We start from the raw sequence: 19661 nt of genomic DNA, 5'->3' as shown, positions 1-19661 counted from the left end.
ATGGCCGGCCGGAAGACCCACGAGCAGCAGCTGCGCATCATCGAAAAGCGCGAGAACACCAGCAATGCCGGCGACGATTTCAATGCCGAGGATGAGCTGAAGAGAACCAAGCAGGAGCGCGAGGCGCGGCAAGGCGGCGCCAATCTACGCGACGAGGGCGTGGAATTGACCGACAAGGATGATCGCCAGATGATCCGCGGCGAAAACCAGGAGAGCGAGCACCACAAGCGCAGGCAGGACGACTAAGCCTGTCGTCTTTAAGGCTATCGAGGAGCCATGCCAGACTACCGGCACGCCAGGCACCGCATGGTCGAAGCGCACATCGCCCGCCGCGGTGTGCGCGACGAACGAGTCCTTTCGCCACTGAGGCGGAATCCCGCGCGGGAAATTCGTCAACGAGGGGTGCGAGGAGTTCGCCTATGGGGACGGTCCGGGCGGCGTTGCGCTCTGGCTATAGGGACCTGCGAAGACGCGACCTGAACATCGGCCAGCTCTGCCGCGAGCGCTTTTGGCGATCAGGCAGCCTCAGCCACTACATGCAAGCTCGGCCTCGCAGCAGTTCGATGCCTTGGTCTGTTCGATCGCACCTCGCCTGTTCAGCCGCTGACTGCCGAACAGCGCCTCATCGGGTGGTACTGACAAGTTTGCCTTCGGCACCTGACTAGGCGGCCTTGCCTTCGGGCACGGAACATCTCACCGACTTTCTGGTTAGGCAGGCCGGATGAAGGGAGCTTTGCGCATGGCCACTAATTTGGAAGACGGCAAGACCGCTCAATCTTCCGACGAGTTGCATGGCGGCAATCGCGGCGGCGACAAGGACCAGCGTAAGACTGACAAGACCGCGAACAAGAGCAGCCAGGCGGCGGGATCCGCATCGCGGTAGGACTGAGACATGGCGACCGCCGCGGACATCCTCATCGAGACGCTGATCGACTGGAACGTCGATATCATCTTTGGCCTGCCGGGCGACGGCATCAATGGCATCATGGAGGCGCTGCGCAGGCGGCAGGACCGCATCCGCTTCATTCAGGTGCGGCACGAGGAATCCGCGGCGTTCATGGCGTGCGCCTACTCAAAATGGACAGGCAAGCTCGGTGTCTGCCTCGCAACTTCCGGCCCTGGCGGCACACACCTCCTGACGGGACTCTACGATGCCAAGCTCGACCAAGCGCCGGTGCTCGCCATTACCGGCATGCAGTTCCACGACCTCATCGAGACCTTCACCCAGCAGGATGTCGACTTGACGCGCGTCTTCAGCGATGTCGCCGTCTTCAACGCGCAGGTCTCCGACGCGGCGCATATGGAAAGCCTGGCCGGTCTCGCCTGCAGGTCGGCGCTGGCACGTCGCGGCGTTGCGCATCTGTCGATCGCCAGCGATGTGCAGGAGCACACGCTCGACCAGGCCAAGCGCTCGAAGCGCAACAAACCGTCGCATACGCCGGATCGTTGGTTCGAAGGAAGCAGGCTTCCCGACGAAGAACAACTTGCGAAAGCCGCCGAGATCCTGAACGGGGCGACGAAGGTCGCGATCCTCGCCGGTCGGGGCGCGCTTGGTGCCAGGCACGAGTTGGAAGAGACGGCGGAGCTGGTTGGTGCCCCCGTCGCAAAGGCCTTGCTCGGTAAGGCTGCCTTGCCCGACGATCACCCGCTGACGACTGGCGGCATCGGAATTCTCGGCACGCTGCCGTCGCAGGAAATCATGGAGGAATGTGACGCGCTGCTCGTCGTCGGCTCGACCTTTCCCTACATCGAATACTACCCGAAGCCGGGACAGGCGCGCGGGGTGCAGATCGAGCGCGACCCGCAGCGCATCGGCCTGCGCTATCCCGTTGAGGCCGGCCTTGCCGGCGATGCCGCCGTGACGCTGCGATTGCTGAACAAGCGCCTGAAGCGCAAGGATGATCGCAGCTTCCTCGAGAAGGCGCAGGCGGGCATGCGACGCTGGCGCGAGATGATGGCGCAGTCGGAGCAAAAGGCCGCCACTTCGCTCAAGCCCCAGGTGGTTACACGCGCATTTGGGAAACGATTGCCCGATGATGCGATCCTGGTTGCCGATTCCGGCCAGAACACCGAGATGGCGGCCCGCCATATCGAGCTGCGTGACGGGCAGGCCTTCGGCGTCTCGGGCGCGCTGGCCTCGATGGCATGCGGACTGCCCTATACGATCGCCGCGGGCCTGGCCTTTCCCGGCCGGCCGGTCTTCGCGGTCGTCGGCGACGGCGGTCTCGCGATGCAACTCGGCGAGTTCTCGACGGCAGTTCGGTACCGGGTCCCACTCAAGGTGCTCGTGCTCAAGAACGGCATGCTCAATCAGATCGCCTGGGAGCAGATGATGTTCCTCGGTAACCCGCAATTCGCCTGCGAACTCCAGCCCATCGACTTCGCCATGGCCGCCGAAGCCATGGGCGGCATCGGCTACAGCGTCTCTCGCGCCGAGGAGGTGGAAGGCGTTCTCGACGCTGCCCTGGCTGCTGAGGGTCCGGTGGTCATCGAGGCCGTGGTCGATCCGTACGAACCGATGATGCCACCGAAGATGCCACCGGATTATGCGAGAAATTTCCGCAAGGCGCTACCGGATACCCCCGGACGCGCGGAAATCGAGGCGAATGTGGCGCAAGAGCCGCTGAGGTCGATGATTACCGCCGGCGACAAAGACTGACCACACGCAAGAAGGAGCACGAGTTGAACAAGACCGACAGCGGCACCGCAAATCGCAGTTCGCCGGACCTCATGGGCGGCGACCAAGCGTGCAAGGCCGAGGAATGGGGCGGTGGCTCGAAAGCCGCCAAGGGACCGATCACGGAACCGGATCGACACAACCGCAACTCCAGCCAAAAAAGGACCTGACATGCAGGATGCCCAGCAGAAATATCCTCAGCCGCCGCTTCCCGAACAGCAGCAGGACATGCCCGGCTACACCGACGAGATGGATCCACGGCCCGACCACGGAGAGGAGAGCTATCGCGGCAGCGGTAAGCTGACGGACCGCGTCGCGCTGATCACCGGCGCGGACTCGGGCATCGGCCGGGCGGTGGCTATCGCGTTTGCACGCGAAGGCGCCGACGTCATCATCTCCTACCTTGAAGAGGACGAAGATGCGCAGGAGACGGCGCGCTTGGTCGAGGAAGCGGGGCGCAAGGCGGTGCTCGCACGCGGCGACATCTCGGACGAAATCTTCGCGCGGTCGCTTGTGCAGCGAGCTATCGATGAATGCGGGCGCCTGGACATCCTCGTCAACAATGCAGCCCACCAGGCGTCGTTCGAGAAGCTGGAGGACATCAGCGCGGAGGAATGGGATCTCACCTTTCGCACCAATGTCTATGCGATGTTCTATCTGTCCCAGGAAGCAGTGAAGCACATGGAACCCGGCTCGACCATCATCAACACATCCTCGATCAACGCGACCAGTCCATCGCCGGCACTGCTTGCCTACGCCACTACCAAAGGAGCGATCGCCAACTTCACCGCCGGACTAGCAGGACTGGTAGCTGAACGCGGCATTCGGGTAAACGCGGTCGCTCCCGGGCCGATTTGGACGCCGCTGATCCCGTCGACAATGCCCTCTGAGAAGGTCAAGGAGTTCGGCAAGAACACGCCGCTCAAGCGTCCCGGGCAACCGGCAGAGCTTGCAGCGACCTATGTGCTGCTTGCCTCGGAAGGATCGAGCTACACCACCGGCGCACTCTACGAGGTCACCGGCGGACGGCCGATGCTTTGAGCGAGCGTACCTGCCAGCTCCACGGCGCCCACTCCCCGTAGCACACCGACATGTGGCGAGGCTCATGCCGATCAGGATCGCGGACAACCGCCACGTCCGCAAACTGGTCGAGGCGGATGCCGAAGCCTCCCACCAGACCCTGAACCGGAGGTTGGTAGACGGGAAGCTGACTTCATTCCGGGTTCAACCGGAGCGTCAGCTTTCGGGGAGGGGCAAACGCTGGGTGAATGTCCCCGATAGGCGCATTGCAGCCATGCCGCCGTCGCGTTGTGAGACTGATTTGGCGACCAGCAAAACAGCAGCCTCTACGACTCGTCCCTCTCATCGCGCAAATTAGACACAACGCGGCGGTTCTGCGACCTGCAGGCGGAGTCGGGGCAGTCGCGGACCAGCCTGTCCTTGCCGTAGCCCTTGGCCCACATGCGGTTCCGGTCTATGCCGCCGGCGGCGAGGTAGTCCATCACCGCATCGGCGCGCTGCTGTGACAGCGCCGTTTCGCTTGCGCCGGGATCGTCGGCGAAACCCTGCAGCTTGAGCAGCCAGCGCGGATGCTTTGTCAACCAGGCGATCTGGGTGTCGAGGGTGGCCTTGGCGACAGAATCGAGCGCGGCCGAACCTTTCGTGAAGTAGGTGCGGCGGCCGACATTGAGGATAAAATCCTCCTCGCTGCCCGGCTGCACGTTCTGGAAGCCGGCAATCTCGGCGTTGGTGACGTCGGGCGTCGACGGGGCCAGCGTGTTGCTGGTCGAGCAGGATGTGGCCACAACCAGCAGGCCGGCGGCGAGCAGCCGGCGCGTGTTTTCAATCATGCGGTTCATGATGCGCCAATCATTCGACAGTGGTGGAAGCGGGCGCCTGGTCGGCGATGTGCGGCAGGACCTCCACCGCGGTGCCGATCGGGCACCGCTGGTAGAGGTCGATGATGTCTTCGGGGAACATGCGGATGCAGCCGCTGGAAGCGTCGGTGCCGATGCTCCATGGCTCCAGCGTGCCATGCAAGCGGTAGCCGATGTCGGCGCCGTCGCGGTACAGATAGAGCGCTCGCGGCCCGAGCGGATTGTTGGACGCGCCGCCCGCGATCATGGGCGGCAGGTCCGGCTTGCGCTCGCGCATTTCGGGGGGCGGGACCCATTGCGGCCACAGCGCGCGGCGATCGATCGTCGCGCGGCCGTACCATTTGAAGCCTTCCTTGCCGACGCCGACGCCGTAGCGGATGGCAGTCTTATTTTCCATGATGAGGTAGAGGAAGTGGTGGCGGGTATCGACCACGACGGTGCCGACCGGCTCGCTGCTGAAATACTTGACGATCTGGCGATGCCATCTCTTGTCGATCTTGGCGAAGTTGGTCTTGCGATAGACGAAATCGTTATCGCTGGCGGTACCGGCGAAAAAGGATTTTGCCCCCGCGGCTTGAACAATATTGCTGGTTCCGCCGACCGCGACCAGCGCCAGACCGCCGAGCACGACACCCCTGCGTGATAAAACCATCGGCAATCCCCCATGCCTTAAGCCTGGCGAACCATAGTTGAGAATGATTTCGGCTCAAAGTGGAAAAATGCTGCAGTGGGTGGGCCGCAAGCGGTCTGTCCGCTTGACGGCAAAATAGCGACTGCCCGCCGGCTCACGCCGGCGAGCTTTTTTGTGCGGACGGGAACATCCTCGCTCCAAGGGTGTTCTGTCACACCCGGCTCGTTCTTCATCGGTCGTGCCGGTGACCAAGATGTCCCCTCATTCATCATGGTCGGCCAGCCTTGACCGCACGCGCGGGCCATCCCATCACAAGGCCCGCTGGCTCACGCTGGCGGGTTTTTCCGCGTCCATGCGCCGACACTCATCTTCGCATGCCTGTCACAACGAGCCAGGCGGATTCCAGTATCCGCACGCGGCGAGGAGGACTTGCGACATGCCTCGCTGCGGGATTTTCGCGATGAGTCTACCTGGCTCCCGCTGAACGCCATGGCCTGACCACCGGGCGCGTTGGACGACCTTCAAGTCGAAAAAGCCCGCGGCAATCGCACCTTAGGCGAAGAGGCTTTGCTTTGTTGATGCAGTTGTCATCGCATCAATCGTGGGTAGCAACGCGGTTGTTGCGTGTTGTTGGAGAGATGGGGTTTCCCGAAAAGAATGAACATGCGCAGACAAAAGAAGCGAGCAGGATGGCCGTGAGTACATCTGCCAAATATCTATTACCTCATATGCGCTCGCTCCTCGGAAGGCGATCCCGCCACCCTCTCGACAGTGAAGATGGCGGGATCTCAACCGGCGACAAGGGACTTCGATCGACGGTGGGTTTCCAATTCGGCGTCCGGCTGCGTGTTCCGCCGTTCGGGCTTCTTCCAACCGCCATCAGACGCAAGTCCTATCCCATAAGACTGATGGCCAAATTCGGAACATCCGCTGAAGCATTGCGTTCGGCAGCGTGAAACCCCAAGGCAAAGGATGACTAATCATGTCGAATTGCGAGACTGCAAAATCACATTCGTTAGGAAATCGCGTGGCTGATCTCACAGCCAAGATGCGTGAAGCGCAGATTGACGCGGGTGAAATGATGGCCTTCCACAAGGTTGCAACTATGTTGGAGGACAGCCAAGGACGTATCAATGGCGACGACTTGATCGCCGCATCCTTCGTTCTGCTGGAGGACCGGGCGCCCGAGTGACCCTGCGTTGGTCGGCTTCGATCGTTCCTTGATCAGCACTGCGCAGCCTTTTTTTGTCACGGCTGGCGTCTCGCGGGACTGCGGGAATAACGCAAGGCTGGAGGGTGCTGTTAGGGCCGCCGCGCCTATAGCCAAGAGACACCGCTTCGAATTCGACCGCCAGGCGCTCGCCCGCTTTGTCCGAGGGAGGGCATTCACTTTGAAGGCAGCTACGGCGTGTCCTCGCTATCAGTGCCATGCATGCTGGAGCCATGCATGAAGGACTGGATCTCGTCCGCATCGATCTTGCCGTCACCATTCTCGTCAATGCTACTGAACATCCTGCCCACCGCGCGTTGAACCTCGTCCTCGGAAACCGATCCGTCGCCATCGGTGTCCAACAGCCCGAACATCAGTCGCATGCCGGCACCGCGCATCAGCTGATGATGCCAGCGTCCAGCCATTCTGTGTCCACGATCGCGGCCACCGTGGTTCTGCCAACGGCCGCCATCTTCATCGTGGCGGTCAGCACCCTCGTTGCGATCGCCTTGATAGTTGCGACTATCTTCCTCGCGGAAACCTTCTTCGGAACCGCGATCCTGCTGCATTCTCTCCCGGACAGCTTGCTCAACCATCTGGCGGATCATTTCGCGTGTTGGTGCATCCGCTTGTCCGGTCGCATCCGGCAACTGTCCGGCGGCCGGCGGTTCGGTTGCCGGAGCGGGTGCAGGTGTCGAGGGTGATGGTGTTCCGCTTTTCTGGGCGAGCGCGGGGGAGGTCAGGGCAATGAAAACGGCGGCCGCGGCCGTCGTGCTGTGTGGAAATCTCATGGCATGCTCCATCAGTGCCTTCGCTTGGAAGGCCAAACTGGAGCTCGATCTGATTGTTCCCCGAAGGGGATCAGGTCACGGCGAAGTTACAGGGCATGCCCCCCGTCTGAGGTAGATCAGGGTCTTCGCCAGGGAATAATTTCGGCTCTTCTTCCCTAGGCACAAGAGGAAGCCGGCGCCCATTTTGCGGGCAATGAACGTTGGACATTCGGCCTCGCCAATTTTCTGCCAGTCGATCATACCGACGCACCAATTCCCTCTGCGTCCTCTCCTTTCGTGGGACGGAAGCCGTTTCGACCGCACGCCGTCAATCGCGAATCCCGCGTCCATATGCTGCGCGGCCATGATGCATATCTTTTATGTCACGGACCTCTGTCGTCTGGACACCATGTTAGCCAGCGCTAAATCAGAGCAATGCGACGCCTCCTGCTGGGACTTACAGTTTTTCTCTTTTGGACCACGTTGCTTCAGGCCGAGGCGTGGCAGCCCTTCGGCGTCCGACAGCTTGGCTTTAGTTTCGATATTCCTCCGAATTTCGTCCTGACCCAGAATTCGGAGCAGGGCGCGGCTTTTCAGGGCCCAAGAGACGCGTTTCTGGTCGTTTGGGGCGCGCGACTGGGCAAAGCAAGTTTTCGCGCCGAGATTGAACATCGCATGATCGAGGACGAAAAGGCCGGTTGGCGACTGACCTATCGGCGCCTAGCCCCGAAATGGGCCAGCTACTCCGGGGTCAAGAATGGCGAGATTCGCTACGTCCGTGCAATTATGGTCTGCAACCGGCGTGCCGCGCTTTTCACAATGAATTATCGGAAATCCGAAAAGAAACCGTATGACCCTGTTGTTGTGCGCATGGTCCGGTCCCTGAGAGCGGAAGGATGTTAGCCAGCAAAGAGCGGGGTTGCCGTACTGTGCTTCCCTCGGCTAAGGGCCCGACCCAGCGGTAAACCGGGCTCCCCGATAGCCCCGCCCAGTCACATGAAAGCAGGCACCGGCAGGTATGCGGCCGGACGCTCTCACGCTGGCCCAACCGCTCAAAGCCGTTCACCGAAAAGCTGCTTGGTGCGGTCGCGCGCTAGACCTAGCACTGAGCCATTCCCGCTCTGGCTGGGTAGCGCCTCAGCTCCGTACGCGTTCATACCATGAAACGGGTGGGGCGAACGTCCTGATAGAGCTACGGCTGTAGAAGCGCGCCGCCAAACTGCGCCCACAAGCGCTCGCACTCTCTCGCCCTTAGGCTCGGGGTGCCGGGCGAGCCATAGAAGACCATGGCGCCGCGAATGTCATAGCCAAGCACCGAGGCGTTGGCCACGAACTGGATGGCTCTTCCCAAGCTGGTGATGCCGATGTCGACCTCAGCCTTGTTGGTGAGGTCGACCACACCGAATACTTCCGCATTGGCGCTCCTGCCCGCCAAAACGGCCGTAGACATCGCATCATGCACGGCAAGAAGCATTTCGGTGAGTTGCCCGGTGAAAGGGCTCTACAAACGCTCAAATGTCAGGTTTGTTCCCAACCGGCCTTGGCGGCTTTCCGACTACCAAACTGGGTCCCGCGGCCTCTCATGTGCGTGTAGTTGACATCGTCTGCTGGACCGAACGGTCAGGCCGAAGAGCCCAGTTCCTCTCAGCATCGAGCAGTTCATTCTGCTCAATCAAGCCATTCATAAACAGCCTGAGTATATGCGCAGCTATGCGCTCTCCGTTCTGCGAAGCAAGAGGTAGGGCGCGCTCTTTGCAGACCGTGTGACAAACCTGGGCGAGCATCTCAATCTCGCTTGGCCCCAAAAACCGACCCGGATACAACATACCGTTTTCCTGTTGGAGAGTTGGAATGGCTATCCATTACGCAGGGTCACCGGCAGCCACAATCAACTATGATAGTGAGATGTCGAGTCCCGGTGGAAAAAACAGTGAGGTCCCAAAAGCGGTCGCGCTTGTCTCCGATTGACAGATGCCTCGACGCTACACCGACCAGCGCTACCGCACCCGCTTCATCGACGCGGCTTTGCAAAGGCCTACGACCAGTTCGCTACCAGCTGCCGGACCGCCCAGGCGAGCATGCCGCCGGCCATTACCGAAAGCGCGATGTCGTGGATGAGGCAGCCTTTTCCGTATACATCCAGTTGTTACGCTGCGCATCTGCTTCGGTTCGAAAACTCGCCGCGAGCCTGGCGTGCTCGCGTGTCCGGGCCGAAAACGCCTTCACAGCCCACATGTTGATAACGACATCGATGAGGCTGCCGCCGACCTCGTTGGCATAGGATGCTTCCCGGCAAGGGCATCGACCAATGCCCCGGGGCCGACCAGCACGAACCTGCGGGGGCTTTCCCGGAACAAAGCGTCGACGATCCGGTTCGGCAGGGAAGCGGCCGAAATTCATGCCATCGGACATGCCGAGGCAGATGACAGATGAAAGGGAAGCTGAAGATGACGAAGTCTCGCGACCGCACCGTTCCCGGCGACGGCAAGATCGAAACCGGCCCGAACACATCTCCGCAACAGGATCCGGCAGAGGGGTCGCGCGAGACAATCGATCGCGAACTCGAGCGGACAGACGACGATAATAATTCCGACGAAGCGGAACGCTTGCGCCGAGACCTGCGGAAAGGGGTGGCGGAAGAGACCGAGCTTCCCGAACGCGGCTCGGCCTGAGGATCGCCGGAACCTTGCCAAGGCAAGAGACATGGAAGGCTCGACGCCGGTCGGATCGCTGCTAGCTTCGTGCCTTTAACGCACCGGCCACACAACCCATGCGCGGCGGTGACCCAGGAGACGGCGAGAACGGCCGCGCGACGGTCCACTCTGTTCCAGCAAACTCGGCTCGCCGAGAGCTACCACCTCTGGCGTTAGGGCCTGACGAGATGCCACCTGTCCAGGTCGCATGGCGCCAGGGTTCGGAAATCTCTATCAGGCTGTGCCGGCCTCCTGGCTGCGCTGCGGGCGGGCACGGTCGCGGGCTGCGGCAGTGCCTCCGGGAAAGCCGCTTCGATCGCTGTAATCGCGTGGCTTGGTCCCGCTCCGAGAGTGGCGCGCGGTCACGCTTTTCGCACCGATGATGTCGAGCAATGTGATGCCGGCGACCATGGCAAGCGCTAGGCCTACATTATCGCGCTTTGGGTTGCCATGCCGATACGCTGTCAGCAATGTCGCGATATCCAGGCCGTCGCCGGCCACCCGGCTCCAAAGCCCGGCCTGCTTGTCCACTGAAAGCGAGAGTATGCCGCTGCTGATTTCCCGCGCCCCATAAGCGCGGATCAGGTCTTCCTTGCCGCGCATGCCGAGCGCGCCGGCAATCCGCTCGGCGCTAACCAGCTCGGCGACGCCAAGCGCGATGCTGAACCAGCCGAGCTTGCGGGCAAGGCCATCGGAGGCCGCGACCGCACTCTGCCCAGTCTTCAGCACTTTGGGATCGCCAGGCGATCGGGTGATGTTGGTAAGTTTGGCAATCACGTTCATGACGATTTCCCTACGGTTTCAGTACAACCTTGATGCAGCTGTCCTGCTTGTCGCGAAACACCTTGTACATCTCGGGTCCCTGCTCGAGCCCCACGGTATGGGTGATGACGAAGGATGGGTCGATCTGGCCATCTTCGATGCGGCGCAACAGATCCTCGGTCCAACGGTTGACATGGGTCTGCCCCATTCGGAAGGTGAGCCCCTTGTTCATTGCCTGTCCCATCGGAATCTTGTCGACCAGCCCGCTGTAGACGCCGGGGATCGAGATCACGCCGGCCGGCCGGCAGACATAGATCATCTCACGCAAAACGTGCGGTCGATCATTTTCCATCAGCATCAACTGCTTTGCGCGATCGTAGACGGTATCGGGCTGGGCCAGCGAGACGTGGCTTTCCATGCCGACGCAATCGATGCACTTCTCCGGGCCCTTTCCGCCGGTGAGTTCCCGCAGTCCTTCGACGACACTTTCCTCGGCGAAATTGATGGCGATGGCGCCGCCGGCCGCGGCCATGGAAAGCCGCTCCGGCAGGCAATCGATCGCCACCACCTGTTTCGCGCCGAGCAGCAGGGCGCTGCGTATGGCCATCTGCCCGACTGGGCCACAGCCCCACACCGCAACCGTATCGGTGGGCTCAATGTCGCACTGTGCCGCCGCCTGCCATCCGGTAGGAAAAATATCGCCGAGGAAGAGAACCTGCTCGTCGGTAAGGCTGTCAGGCACCTTTACGTGCGTGGCATCGGCGAACGGCACACGCATGTATTCCGCCTGTCCCCCGGGATAGCCGCCGGTCAAATGAGTGTAGCCGAACAGACCCGCGGTGGTGTGCCCGAACACCTTGTCACCGAGATTCTTCTTGCGGTTTGTGCGTTCGCAAACCGAAAAGTTCTGTCGCTTGCACTGGTCGCACTCACCGCAGATTATGGTGAACGGCACGACGATGCGGTCTCCCTCCTTCAGAGCGCCGTTGACGCCCTTGCCGACCTCGACGACCTCTCCCATCATCTCGTGGCCCATGATGTCGCCGGGCAGCATGGCTGGCACATAGTTGTGGTAGAGGTGAAGGTCGGAGCCGCATATCGCACAACTCGTCACCTTGATGATCGCGTCACGTTCATCCTCAATTCCCGGGTCCGAAACCTGATCGCAGCGTATGTCTTCCTTGCCGTGCCAGACCAACGCTCGCATAGCTTGCTCCTATTTTCGCAAGATCTGTGGGTAGGGACCTCGCGCCTGTCCTAAGCGGGCCGATGCCTGGTTGGATCGACTGTGCCGCTGCTTGTCGAACCACAGGGGCGGACCGATGTTCCGGGAGCTCGAGAGAATTTTTGGGCCATTCCAGACCTGCACCTTGGAAGGATCCGTCGCGGGCACCAGCGGCCTTCCCAGGCGCGTCGGGGCACGAACCGCTGGAGCCCGAGCCACGAATGGACGTAATCAAGTGTGCCAAAGAAGGTCCGTCCGCAGGTGTCCCTTCGCGGCGATCGACACCTCATCTGCTCGATTCTCGCGGCCATAACCGGCATTCTCTTCCTCGCCCTCACAGGTCGGCGGAGGCGCTCAAGGGTCAGCGCTGTGTGACCGGAGCAGGTAGGAGATGCCGCTCACCGGCGGGCGCGCAGCCCGACCCGACGCGATCGACATGGGGTGGATGGGCGCCCATCGCGACGGCGACACTAGCGGAGTATTTCGCAGAAATACAATGATTAGCGGGCAGGGCGGACTCCTAGCCGTGCGCAGCGATGAACATGGCGACGGCCGACCGGCAATAGGATTCGATTTCGTTGTCGTCCGCCGCTCTCGCCTCATCGAAGCGTGCGATAATCAAAAGATCGGATCCTTTGAAAAGCGCGGCAAACAAGCGGGCGGACCGGAGAGGATCGGGCACGTTCAGAACCGCCTTCGCGTGCAACTGACGCAACAGGACCTCGATTTGGGCGATGACATGGGCGGGGCCGGCTTCGAAATGGAGCTTGCTTAACGACCTTGGATTCGTCTGGTCGGCCATGACCATGGCTTCGACACTGCGGACGTCTGATCTCAACAGCGTCCGAAGCAGGGATGATCCCACCGCCATGAGCTGATCTTCGACCGGACCGCCGACGCCTTCAAGAAGGGCCAGTGGCGCAAACAACTGATGGCAGCCGGCCGCGATGGCCGCGCTGAACAGCGCCTCCTTGTTCTCGAAATGCCGATAGATGCTGAGCTTGGATATCTTCGCCCGCTGGGCGACCTTGTCCAATGTGGTCGCTTGAAAACCCAATTCCACAAAGAGTTCGGACGCAGCGTCGAGTATCGTTTGGCCAAGCGCCTCGTTGGCGGGCCGGCCGCGCCGGCCGTGGCTATTTTCGGTCACGACAATTCCAGTCCTTGACAGTATCCTAATTCTTGGATTACGATACCATGTAGTTTCTGAAATGCGCAAGCCGATGGGTAGGTTTGGTCCAACCAGCCCCTCATCCACAACACGGAGCCCATCATGGATGACGTCATCATCATCGGCGGCAGCTTTGCCGGTCTCGCCGGTGCCCTGCAACTCGGCCGTGCCCGCCGTAAGGTCACCGTTCTCGATACCGGCCTGCCGCGCAACCGCTTCGCCGGCCACTCGCATGGCCTGCTCGGCCACGATCACAAGCCACCGCTGGACATCCTGGCCGAGGCGCGGCGGCAGCTGGCGCGCTATCCCACGATCAAGCTGGTCAATGCCCGGGCCGACAGCCTCTCCGGGGCCATCGACGATTTCTCCGTCCTCACTGGCGATGGCGGAAGCCTCGGCGCGCGCCGCCTGATCCTGAGCTATGGCGTCGCCGACCAGATGCCTGATGTTCCGGGCTTTGCCGAAGGTTGGGGCACGTCCATCGTGCCCTGCCCCTATTGCGACGGCTTTGAAGTCGCCGGCCAGCATTGGGGCCTCGTCTGGTCCGGCCCACAGTCGATGAATCAGGTCAGGCTGTTCCACGATTGGACCGACAGGTTGACGGTCTTCGCCGATGGTCACGACATTCCGCCCGATATCCGGGCCGGTCTGGCGCGCCGCAACATACCTGTCGTCGACGGCCGGATCAGCGAGATCGCCCATCACGGGGGGCATAACGCCACCGTCAAGCTCGATACCGGCCCCAAAGTCGCGGTCGACATCCTGTTCGCGCATCCGCGCAACAAGCCGTCCGCAAGCCTGCACGAATCACTGGGCCTCGCCACGGTCGATACGCCCCTCGGCGTAATCCTCAAGGTCGACGAGCGCCGCGAAACCAGCATGCCCGGCATCTACGCCGCGGGCGACCTCGCCAACCCCCTCACGCCGCCATCGGTCACCCTGGCAATATCGCACGGCGCGACGGCTGGGATCTCCGCCCAGCAGTCGATGCTGGTTTGAGAGCGCAGATTCCCTTCTCCGGGTGCCGCGGGCTATCATATTCTGAAGGCGAGGTTACGGAACGCCGGCCCGCTCTCCCCTGAGGGGCATCTTTGGCCGGTCAGCCTTGAGAACTCAACTGCGCTGCCGGCATGACGGCGATCGCCGACATCGGTTATCAAGCTCAATCACGCTGGAAAGCATGAACCACGTCGACGTCGACATCGACGGCGGGCTTACGGTATGGGGACCGGTGGCGGGAGATTGGCCACCGCTGTCGGTACCCGATGCTGCGACGCTACTTTGCTGAACGGTCGCGTCCAGCAGCGCTTCTGGCGGAAGTCTCAGGCGGCCACGACGCGGGCCAGCAGTGACGAGGCCTCGGTACCAGCCAAGCCAAGGTCACGGACGCTGCTCATGTGATTGGCCCCGCCAAGGGTCGTGCGCGAAACAGTCAGTCCCTGCTTGTCAAGGTGGTCCGTGAAGAGTGCGGCCTGGCTGTGGAACGGCGGCGTTTCATCGGCGCCGACCAAGATATCTACGCCCACGGATGGATCGAAACTGTGGTCGATCGGCGAGAATCGGCCGGCCTCCTCGTCGGTGATCGCGATCTCGGCGGCAAGGAACGACATCTGCAATGGCTTCAGGTCGTAAAGGCCGCCAAGCAGCAGCGCAGCTTTGATGCCGGAAGGCCGCTCGTCACCGTCGAAAAGCATTGTTGCCAGATGCGCACCGGCGGAATGACCGCTAACGGTCAGCAGGCCGGGATTGCCGCCATGGTGTGCGACATTGTCAAATACCCATCGCTTGGCGCGGCGCACCTGGTCGACGATCCTGGCCATCCTGACGGTCGGCATCAGCGCGTAGTCGACAATGACCGCGATCGCACCTGCGTTCGTAACGGTCTCGGCGACGTAGGAATAGTCGCGCTTGGAGAACATGCGCCAATAGCCCCCGTGGATGAACATGTGCACCGGCAGGCGTTCCCGTTTGCCCTCGGGAAAGAACAGATCCATGGTTTCGGTGGCGTCAGCCCCGTAGGCGACATCGGCGACCATGGGAACATTCGCCCTGGTGTCCTCGCTTCTGCGAACGATCTCGGCGACCATGTCGTCGAACTCGACCACATGATCGCGAATGCGAAACGGATCTTTGGCGTGATGTCCGCTCACAGGGTCACAGCGATGTACTTGGCCTCCATGAACTCGGCAACGCCATGCTTCTGGCCGCCTTCTCGCCCCAACCCGCTTTGCTTGACTCCGCCGAAGGGCGCCGCCGGATCCGACATCAGGCCGCGGTTGAGCGCGATCATGCCCGACTCGATCTTCGATGCCACGCGCATTCCTCTGGCCAGGTCGCGCGTGTAGATGTAGGCCGCGAGACCGTATTCTGTGTCGTTGGCCTTGGCGATGACCTCCGCCTCGCTGTCGAAGCGACTGATCGGCGCCACGGGACCGAAGATCTCCTCGTGAGCCATGGCAACGTCGGCCGGCACGTCCTTGAGCACCGTTGGCGGATAGAAAAAGCCTCTGCCTTCAGATACGCCGCCACCACACAGGATTTTGGCGCCGCGGGCAACGGCGTCCTGCACAAGCCGGTCGATCTTGTGCACAGCCTTCCTGGTGATCATCGGCCCGCATTCTGTGTCTGAGTCTGTGCCCGGGCCCACGTTGAGTGCCGCCATGCGTTTGCTCAAGCCTTCCGCGAAAGCATCATGGATGCCGGCCTGGACGTAAAGCCGGTTGGCGGCCGTGCAGGCTTCGCCGGCGTTGCGCATCTTGGCAACCATCGCACCGTCGAGGGCTGCTTCCAGGTCGGCGTCGTCGAAGACGATGAAGGGTGCGTTGCCGCCAAGCTCCATGGAACAGGAAATGACGTGTTTCGCGGCTTCGGCCAGCAGCACGCGGCCGACGCCGGTCGAGCCGGTGAAGGACAGCTTTCGCACGCGCGGATCGGCCAGCATGGCCGCCGTCACCGGCCCGGGGGTCGAGGTCGTCAGCACGTTGACGACGCCGGGCGGCACGCCGGCCTCCTCGTAGAGCGCCGCAAGCGCATAGGCCGTCAGCGGCGTCTCGCTGGCGGGCTTCAGGATCACCGTGCAGCCGGCCGCGAGCGCCGGAGCGATTTTGCGTGTCGCCATGGCAGCCGGGAAATTCCATGGGGTGATGAGCACGCAAATGCCGATGGGCTGGTAGTCGACAATGATCCGGTTCGCGCCCGAGGGCGCAAGGCCGAACTCGCCGTTGATGCGGACCGCTTCCTCGGCGTTCCAGCGAAAGAATTCCGCCGCATAGGCGACTTCGCCGCGCGCATCGCGCAGCGCCTTGCCGTTCTCCAGCGAGATCAGCGCGGCCAACGTCTCCGCCCGTTCGGTCATCAGTTCGAAGCAGCGCCGCAGGATTTCCGATCGCCTGCGTGGCGGGGTCTCGCGCCAGCCGGCCGCCGCCTTTGCGGCCGCGTCGACGGCGGCGGCGGCGTCTGCGAGCGTGGCGTCGGGAACCGCAGCGATCACGGCTTCGGTCGAGGGATCGACCACTTCGATCACGCGGCCCTCCGATGAGGGCCGCCAGCGTCCGCCAATGTAGAGACCGTGCGAGACCGTGGCGTAGTCGAACATATCTTGATCCTCGTCGGATATGCCTGCGGCAATGTTCATTGGATGAACTCCTGGTCGATCACATCGTGGTGGCGGACATGTCGCCGTCATAGGCAGCCCTGACCAGCTGTCGCATCGCGGCGCGGTCGAACGGACGCGGATTGTTCTTGATCAACCGGTCGATGCCGAGCGCCTGCTCGGCCGTCCAGTCGATCTTGTCTTCGGGAAGACCCAGTTCGGCCAATGTCGGTGTGATGCCGATGGCGCCAAACAGCCGGCTCACCTCACGGATGGTGGCGTGCGCCAAGGCATCGGCGTCGCCGCCGCCCTGACGGGAAAGGCCAAGAGCAGTGCCGACTTCCGCAATCTCCGCGGCTGCTGCGGCCAGATTGTAGGTCATCACGTAGGGCAGCATCGTGGCCACTCCCAGGCCATGAGGGGTGTGGGTAAGCGCGCCAACGGGATACTGCACCGCATGGGCGGCGGCCGTTCCCGCCGTACCGAAGGCGCAACCGGCGGCCAGCGCTCCCATCATCACGTCGGCGCGCGCATCCTCGTCCGATCCGTCGCGATATGCCTTTTCGAGACTGCGGCCGAGCAGCCTGATGGCCAGAAGCGCGAAATGATCGGTCAGAGCGCTCTTGCCGATGAACACGTGCTGTTGCGGCAAATGAGGGTCGGCGCCGCGTTTGGCCGCTGTGAAGGCCTCGATTGCGTGCGTCAGCGCGTCGGCGCCGGCGATCGCCGTCAAGGATGGTGGACAGGTCACCGTCAGATCCGGATCGCAAAGCGCCACTGCCGCGATGAGATGCGGACTGGCGATACCCACTTTCAGCGTCCGATCCGGGTCGGAGATCACGGCGACGGGGGTCACCTCGGAGCCTGTTCCAGCCGTCGTCGGCACTGCGACCACCGGAAGGGTAGGGCCGGGTACCTTGAACTCGCCATAGTAGTCCTCGAGCTTGCCGCCGTGGCTGAGCAGAAGTGCAGCGCATTTGGCCATGTCGAGGCAACTGCCGCCCCCGATGCCGATCACCATGTCCGGCTTGAAATCCTTCGCCTGCGCAATGCAGGTGGCGACGCTGTCGCGCGGCACATCCGGCAGCGTTCGGTCGAAGACCAGCGCCTCGATCGCCGCGTTGTGCAAGCCAGCCAGAATCTCGGCGAACTGCGACGTCGCCGCGAAGCGCTCATCGGTACAGACGAACGCACGCCGTCCATATTTGGCGGCAATGGCAGGCAGGACATGGCGCTGGCCTTTGCCGAATAGAATCTCGCTCGGCAGGCGCGCCGCTGCAAACAAGCTCATGCACAAGATCCTGCGAAGACGGATTGGAAGCCGACAGGCTTGGCTTCGTGCCAGAGGCCGACCTCGGCGCTGCAGGTCATGATCATGCGATACCCCTCTAATAAAATCGTATAGGATATAGGATTGAGTTTCGCGGAGCATCATGTTAGTGGGTGGTTCTGTCAAGAGGCAAACGATGCAGAACACGGACCTGACGGTTGACAATGAAGCCCGTGCGACCGGTCGTATTCAGCGCGCCAACAGTCTGGCTGGCGACGTTTACGAAGCAATCTTCGCGCAGCTCATGTCTTTGAGGATTGCTCCGGGATCGCGCATCACCGTCGACAATCTCGTCAAGGAATTCAACGTCTCGCATACCCCCATTCGTGAAGCGCTTGGCAGGCTGGAGGGGGAAGGGCTGGTTCTGAAAACCCACCTGATCGGCTATCGCGCCGCCCCACAAATCACCCGCCGGCGCTTCGACGAGCTTTACGAGCTGCGTCTATTGCTTGAACCTGCCGCCGCGGCCAAAGCCACCGCAACAATGGACGGCGAGCGCCTTGCCGCGCTGCAGGAGGCGGCCGGCGTCATGGCTCGGCGGGTCGGCAAGGACGAACGCCTGCGCTATTCGAACTTCGCCCGTCAGGACGCGATCTTCCACGACAAGATCGTCGAGTTCGCCCAGAACGAACTCATTCGCGAGACGCTGAATCACCAGCATACCCACTTCCATATCTTCCGGCTGATGTATCACTCCAGGGTGACCGAAGAGGCGCTCGACGAGCACGAGGCTATTCTCGCTGCCTTTGCCGCGGGCGATCCGGACGCCGCCGAAAAAGCCATGCGCGCGCACATCGAAAATTCGCGGGACAGGCTCCTGCCTGCGTTCGAGTAGCCTGGCGATGTTGCTTGTCAGAGGCACCCTCAAGCGCGGCGCGCCGCTGTCCGCCCAGCCTGCCGCCTACGAATTCTATTCCCCGTTCTGAGCCGATTTCGATCCCGGGAAGCGAGGCGCGCAGTGCACCTCGCCCCTGAAACAAGCCGAGAGGAAAAGACATGCCAGCCAAAAAAATCCTGATGCTGACCGGTGATTTCACCGAGGAGTATGAAATCTTCGTCTATCAGCAGGCGATGGAAGCGGTGGGACACACCGTTCATGTCGTGTGCCCCGACAAAAGCGCCGGAGACATGATCAAGACATCGCTGCACGATTTTGAGGGCGATCAGACCTACACCGAAAAGCCCGGCCACAATGCGCTGATCAACAAGACCTTTGCCGACGCCGAGAAGCAGCTGAGCCAGTACGACGCTGTCTATTGCGCCGGCGGTCGTGGCCCCGAATACATCCGCACCGACAAGCGGATACAGGCAATGGTGCGCCATTTCCACGAGGCGAAAAAGCCGATCTTCACGATCTGCCATGGCGTCCAGATTCTGATCGCGGTCGACGGCGTCGTGCGCGGCAAGAAGGTGGCGGCGCTCGCCGCTTGCGAGCCGGAGGTGACGCTTGCCGGCGGCACTTATATCGATCTGTCTCCCACCGACGCCTATGTCGATGGGACCATGGTTTCAGCCAAAGGCTGGACTGCGCTTGCGGCGTTCATCCGTGAATGCCTGAAGGTGTTGGGAACGGAAATCCACCATTCTTGAACCGTTGAGCCCGGGCCAAACCCCAGGGGGGGGCCCGGGGCCCCACCCACCCCGCGCCCAAGCGGAGAAAAAAAAAATTACAAAAGGAACCAGGGGCCCGGTTTGGGACGAACCAAGTTGGCACACAGTTGTT

21 protein-coding genes are annotated in these 19661 nt (G+C 62.0%); 11 read left to right on the top strand and 10 right to left on the bottom strand.

Features of this window, described 5'->3' with window-relative positions; translation table 11 throughout:
* From NKK50_RS29820 to NKK50_RS29800, 5 genes are all read left to right on the top strand, one after another.
* Positions 1-246: a hypothetical protein gene (locus NKK50_RS29820; RefSeq protein ID WP_023699894.1), complete on the top strand. Its 246-nt coding sequence runs from the start codon at positions 1-3 to the stop codon at positions 244-246.
* Between the two features lie 493 nt (positions 247-739).
* Positions 740-883, top strand: a complete 144-nt coding sequence (locus NKK50_RS29815) for a hypothetical protein (RefSeq protein WP_023751762.1) — start codon at positions 740-742, stop codon at positions 881-883.
* A gap of 9 nt (positions 884-892) precedes the next feature.
* Entirely contained in the window at positions 893-2659 is a 1767-nt protein-coding gene (locus NKK50_RS29810) for a thiamine pyrophosphate-dependent enzyme (RefSeq protein ID WP_023834945.1), read from the top strand.
* Between the two features lie 23 nt (positions 2660-2682).
* Complete coding sequence (locus tag NKK50_RS29805; protein WP_023834944.1) at positions 2683-2847, top strand: hypothetical protein; 165 nt, start codon at positions 2683-2685, stop codon at positions 2845-2847.
* Between the two features lies 1 nt (position 2848).
* Positions 2849-3718 (top strand): SDR family oxidoreductase, encoded by an 870-nt coding sequence (locus NKK50_RS29800; RefSeq protein ID WP_023707232.1) that lies wholly within the window; start codon positions 2849-2851, stop codon positions 3716-3718.
* Positions 3719-4023: 305 nt separating this feature from the next.
* On the opposite strand, the gene NKK50_RS29795 is transcribed toward NKK50_RS29800, so the two are convergent.
* Positions 4024-4536, bottom strand: a complete 513-nt coding sequence (locus tag NKK50_RS29795) for an OmpA family protein (protein WP_023667764.1) — start codon at positions 4534-4536, stop codon at positions 4024-4026.
* 10 nt (positions 4537-4546) lie between these two features.
* Entirely contained in the window at positions 4547-5206 is a 660-nt protein-coding gene (locus NKK50_RS29790) for a L,D-transpeptidase (protein WP_023682764.1), read from the bottom strand.
* 1006 nt (positions 5207-6212) lie between these two features.
* Here NKK50_RS29790 and NKK50_RS29785 point away from each other — a divergent pair.
* Entirely contained in the window at positions 6213-6377 is a 165-nt protein-coding gene (locus NKK50_RS29785) for a hypothetical protein (RefSeq protein WP_023667766.1), read from the top strand.
* Between the two features lie 209 nt (positions 6378-6586).
* On the opposite strand, the gene NKK50_RS29780 is transcribed toward NKK50_RS29785, so the two are convergent.
* Positions 6587-7186 carry an EF-hand domain-containing protein gene (locus NKK50_RS29780; RefSeq protein WP_031204614.1) on the bottom strand — a complete coding sequence of 200 codons (600 nt, stop codon included), beginning with the start codon at positions 7184-7186 and terminating at the stop codon, positions 6587-6589.
* Positions 7187-7600: 414 nt separating this feature from the next.
* Between NKK50_RS29780 and NKK50_RS29775 the strand changes: the two genes are divergently transcribed.
* Positions 7601-8068 carry a hypothetical protein gene (locus NKK50_RS29775; protein WP_023753939.1) on the top strand — a complete coding sequence of 156 codons (468 nt, stop codon included), beginning with the start codon at positions 7601-7603 and terminating at the stop codon, positions 8066-8068.
* A gap of 289 nt (positions 8069-8357) precedes the next feature.
* On the opposite strand, the gene NKK50_RS29770 is transcribed toward NKK50_RS29775, so the two are convergent.
* The gene (locus tag NKK50_RS29770; protein WP_245274198.1) at positions 8358-8615 is read right to left on the bottom strand and encodes a hypothetical protein; all 258 of its coding nucleotides are present in this window, start codon (positions 8613-8615) and stop codon (positions 8358-8360) included.
* Positions 8616-9612: 997 nt separating this feature from the next.
* Between NKK50_RS29770 and NKK50_RS29765 the strand changes: the two genes are divergently transcribed.
* The gene (locus tag NKK50_RS29765; protein ID WP_155922421.1) at positions 9613-9837 is read left to right on the top strand and encodes a hypothetical protein; all 225 of its coding nucleotides are present in this window, start codon (positions 9613-9615) and stop codon (positions 9835-9837) included.
* Positions 9838-10092: 255 nt separating this feature from the next.
* On the opposite strand, the gene NKK50_RS29760 is transcribed toward NKK50_RS29765, so the two are convergent.
* The 3 genes from NKK50_RS29760 to NKK50_RS29750 all read right to left on the bottom strand — a co-directional run bounded on the left by NKK50_RS29760 (position 10093) and on the right by NKK50_RS29750 (position 12995).
* On the bottom strand, positions 10093-10641 hold the full coding sequence (locus tag NKK50_RS29760) for a hypothetical protein (protein ID WP_352544292.1): 549 nt from the start codon (positions 10639-10641) through the stop codon (positions 10093-10095).
* Positions 10642-10651: 10 nt separating this feature from the next.
* On the bottom strand, positions 10652-11827 hold the full coding sequence (locus NKK50_RS29755) for a zinc-dependent alcohol dehydrogenase (RefSeq protein WP_352544291.1): 1176 nt from the start codon (positions 11825-11827) through the stop codon (positions 10652-10654).
* A 538-nt stretch (positions 11828-12365) separates the two neighbouring features.
* The gene (locus NKK50_RS29750) at positions 12366-12995 is read right to left on the bottom strand and encodes a TetR/AcrR family transcriptional regulator (protein WP_352544290.1); all 630 of its coding nucleotides are present in this window, start codon (positions 12993-12995) and stop codon (positions 12366-12368) included.
* Positions 12996-13118: 123 nt separating this feature from the next.
* Here NKK50_RS29750 and NKK50_RS29745 point away from each other — a divergent pair, with 123 nt between their 5' ends.
* Positions 13119-14015 carry an NAD(P)/FAD-dependent oxidoreductase gene (locus NKK50_RS29745; RefSeq protein WP_352544289.1) on the top strand — a complete coding sequence of 299 codons (897 nt, stop codon included), beginning with the start codon at positions 13119-13121 and terminating at the stop codon, positions 14013-14015.
* 323 nt (positions 14016-14338) lie between these two features.
* Here the strand turns inward: NKK50_RS29745 and NKK50_RS29740 are convergent, their stop codons facing one another.
* From NKK50_RS29740 to NKK50_RS29730, 3 genes are all read right to left on the bottom strand, one after another.
* Positions 14339-15052 carry an alpha/beta hydrolase gene (locus NKK50_RS29740; RefSeq protein WP_352544288.1) on the bottom strand — a complete coding sequence of 238 codons (714 nt, stop codon included), beginning with the start codon at positions 15050-15052 and terminating at the stop codon, positions 14339-14341.
* Between the two features lie 110 nt (positions 15053-15162).
* Positions 15163-16611, bottom strand: a complete 1449-nt coding sequence (locus NKK50_RS29735) for an NAD-dependent succinate-semialdehyde dehydrogenase (RefSeq protein WP_352544296.1) — start codon at positions 16609-16611, stop codon at positions 15163-15165.
* Between the two features lie 58 nt (positions 16612-16669).
* Positions 16670-17899: an iron-containing alcohol dehydrogenase gene (locus NKK50_RS29730; RefSeq protein WP_352544287.1), complete on the bottom strand. Its 1230-nt coding sequence runs from the start codon at positions 17897-17899 to the stop codon at positions 16670-16672.
* 175 nt (positions 17900-18074) lie between these two features.
* On the opposite strand from NKK50_RS29730, the gene NKK50_RS29725 reads away from it, so the two are divergent.
* Both NKK50_RS29725 and NKK50_RS29720 read left to right on the top strand, forming a co-directional pair.
* Entirely contained in the window at positions 18075-18773 is a 699-nt protein-coding gene (locus tag NKK50_RS29725) for a GntR family transcriptional regulator (RefSeq protein WP_023667782.1), read from the top strand.
* 161 nt (positions 18774-18934) lie between these two features.
* The gene (locus tag NKK50_RS29720) at positions 18935-19528 is read left to right on the top strand and encodes a DJ-1/PfpI family protein (RefSeq protein WP_023667783.1); all 594 of its coding nucleotides are present in this window, start codon (positions 18935-18937) and stop codon (positions 19526-19528) included.
* Positions 19529-19661 lie beyond the last annotated feature (133 nt).

The organism is Mesorhizobium sp. M0001 (genome assembly GCF_040324255.1).
In the GTDB taxonomy this organism is placed as follows: domain Bacteria; phylum Pseudomonadota; class Alphaproteobacteria; order Rhizobiales; family Rhizobiaceae; genus Mesorhizobium.
This window is presented reverse-complemented; position numbering and strand designations above follow the sequence as displayed.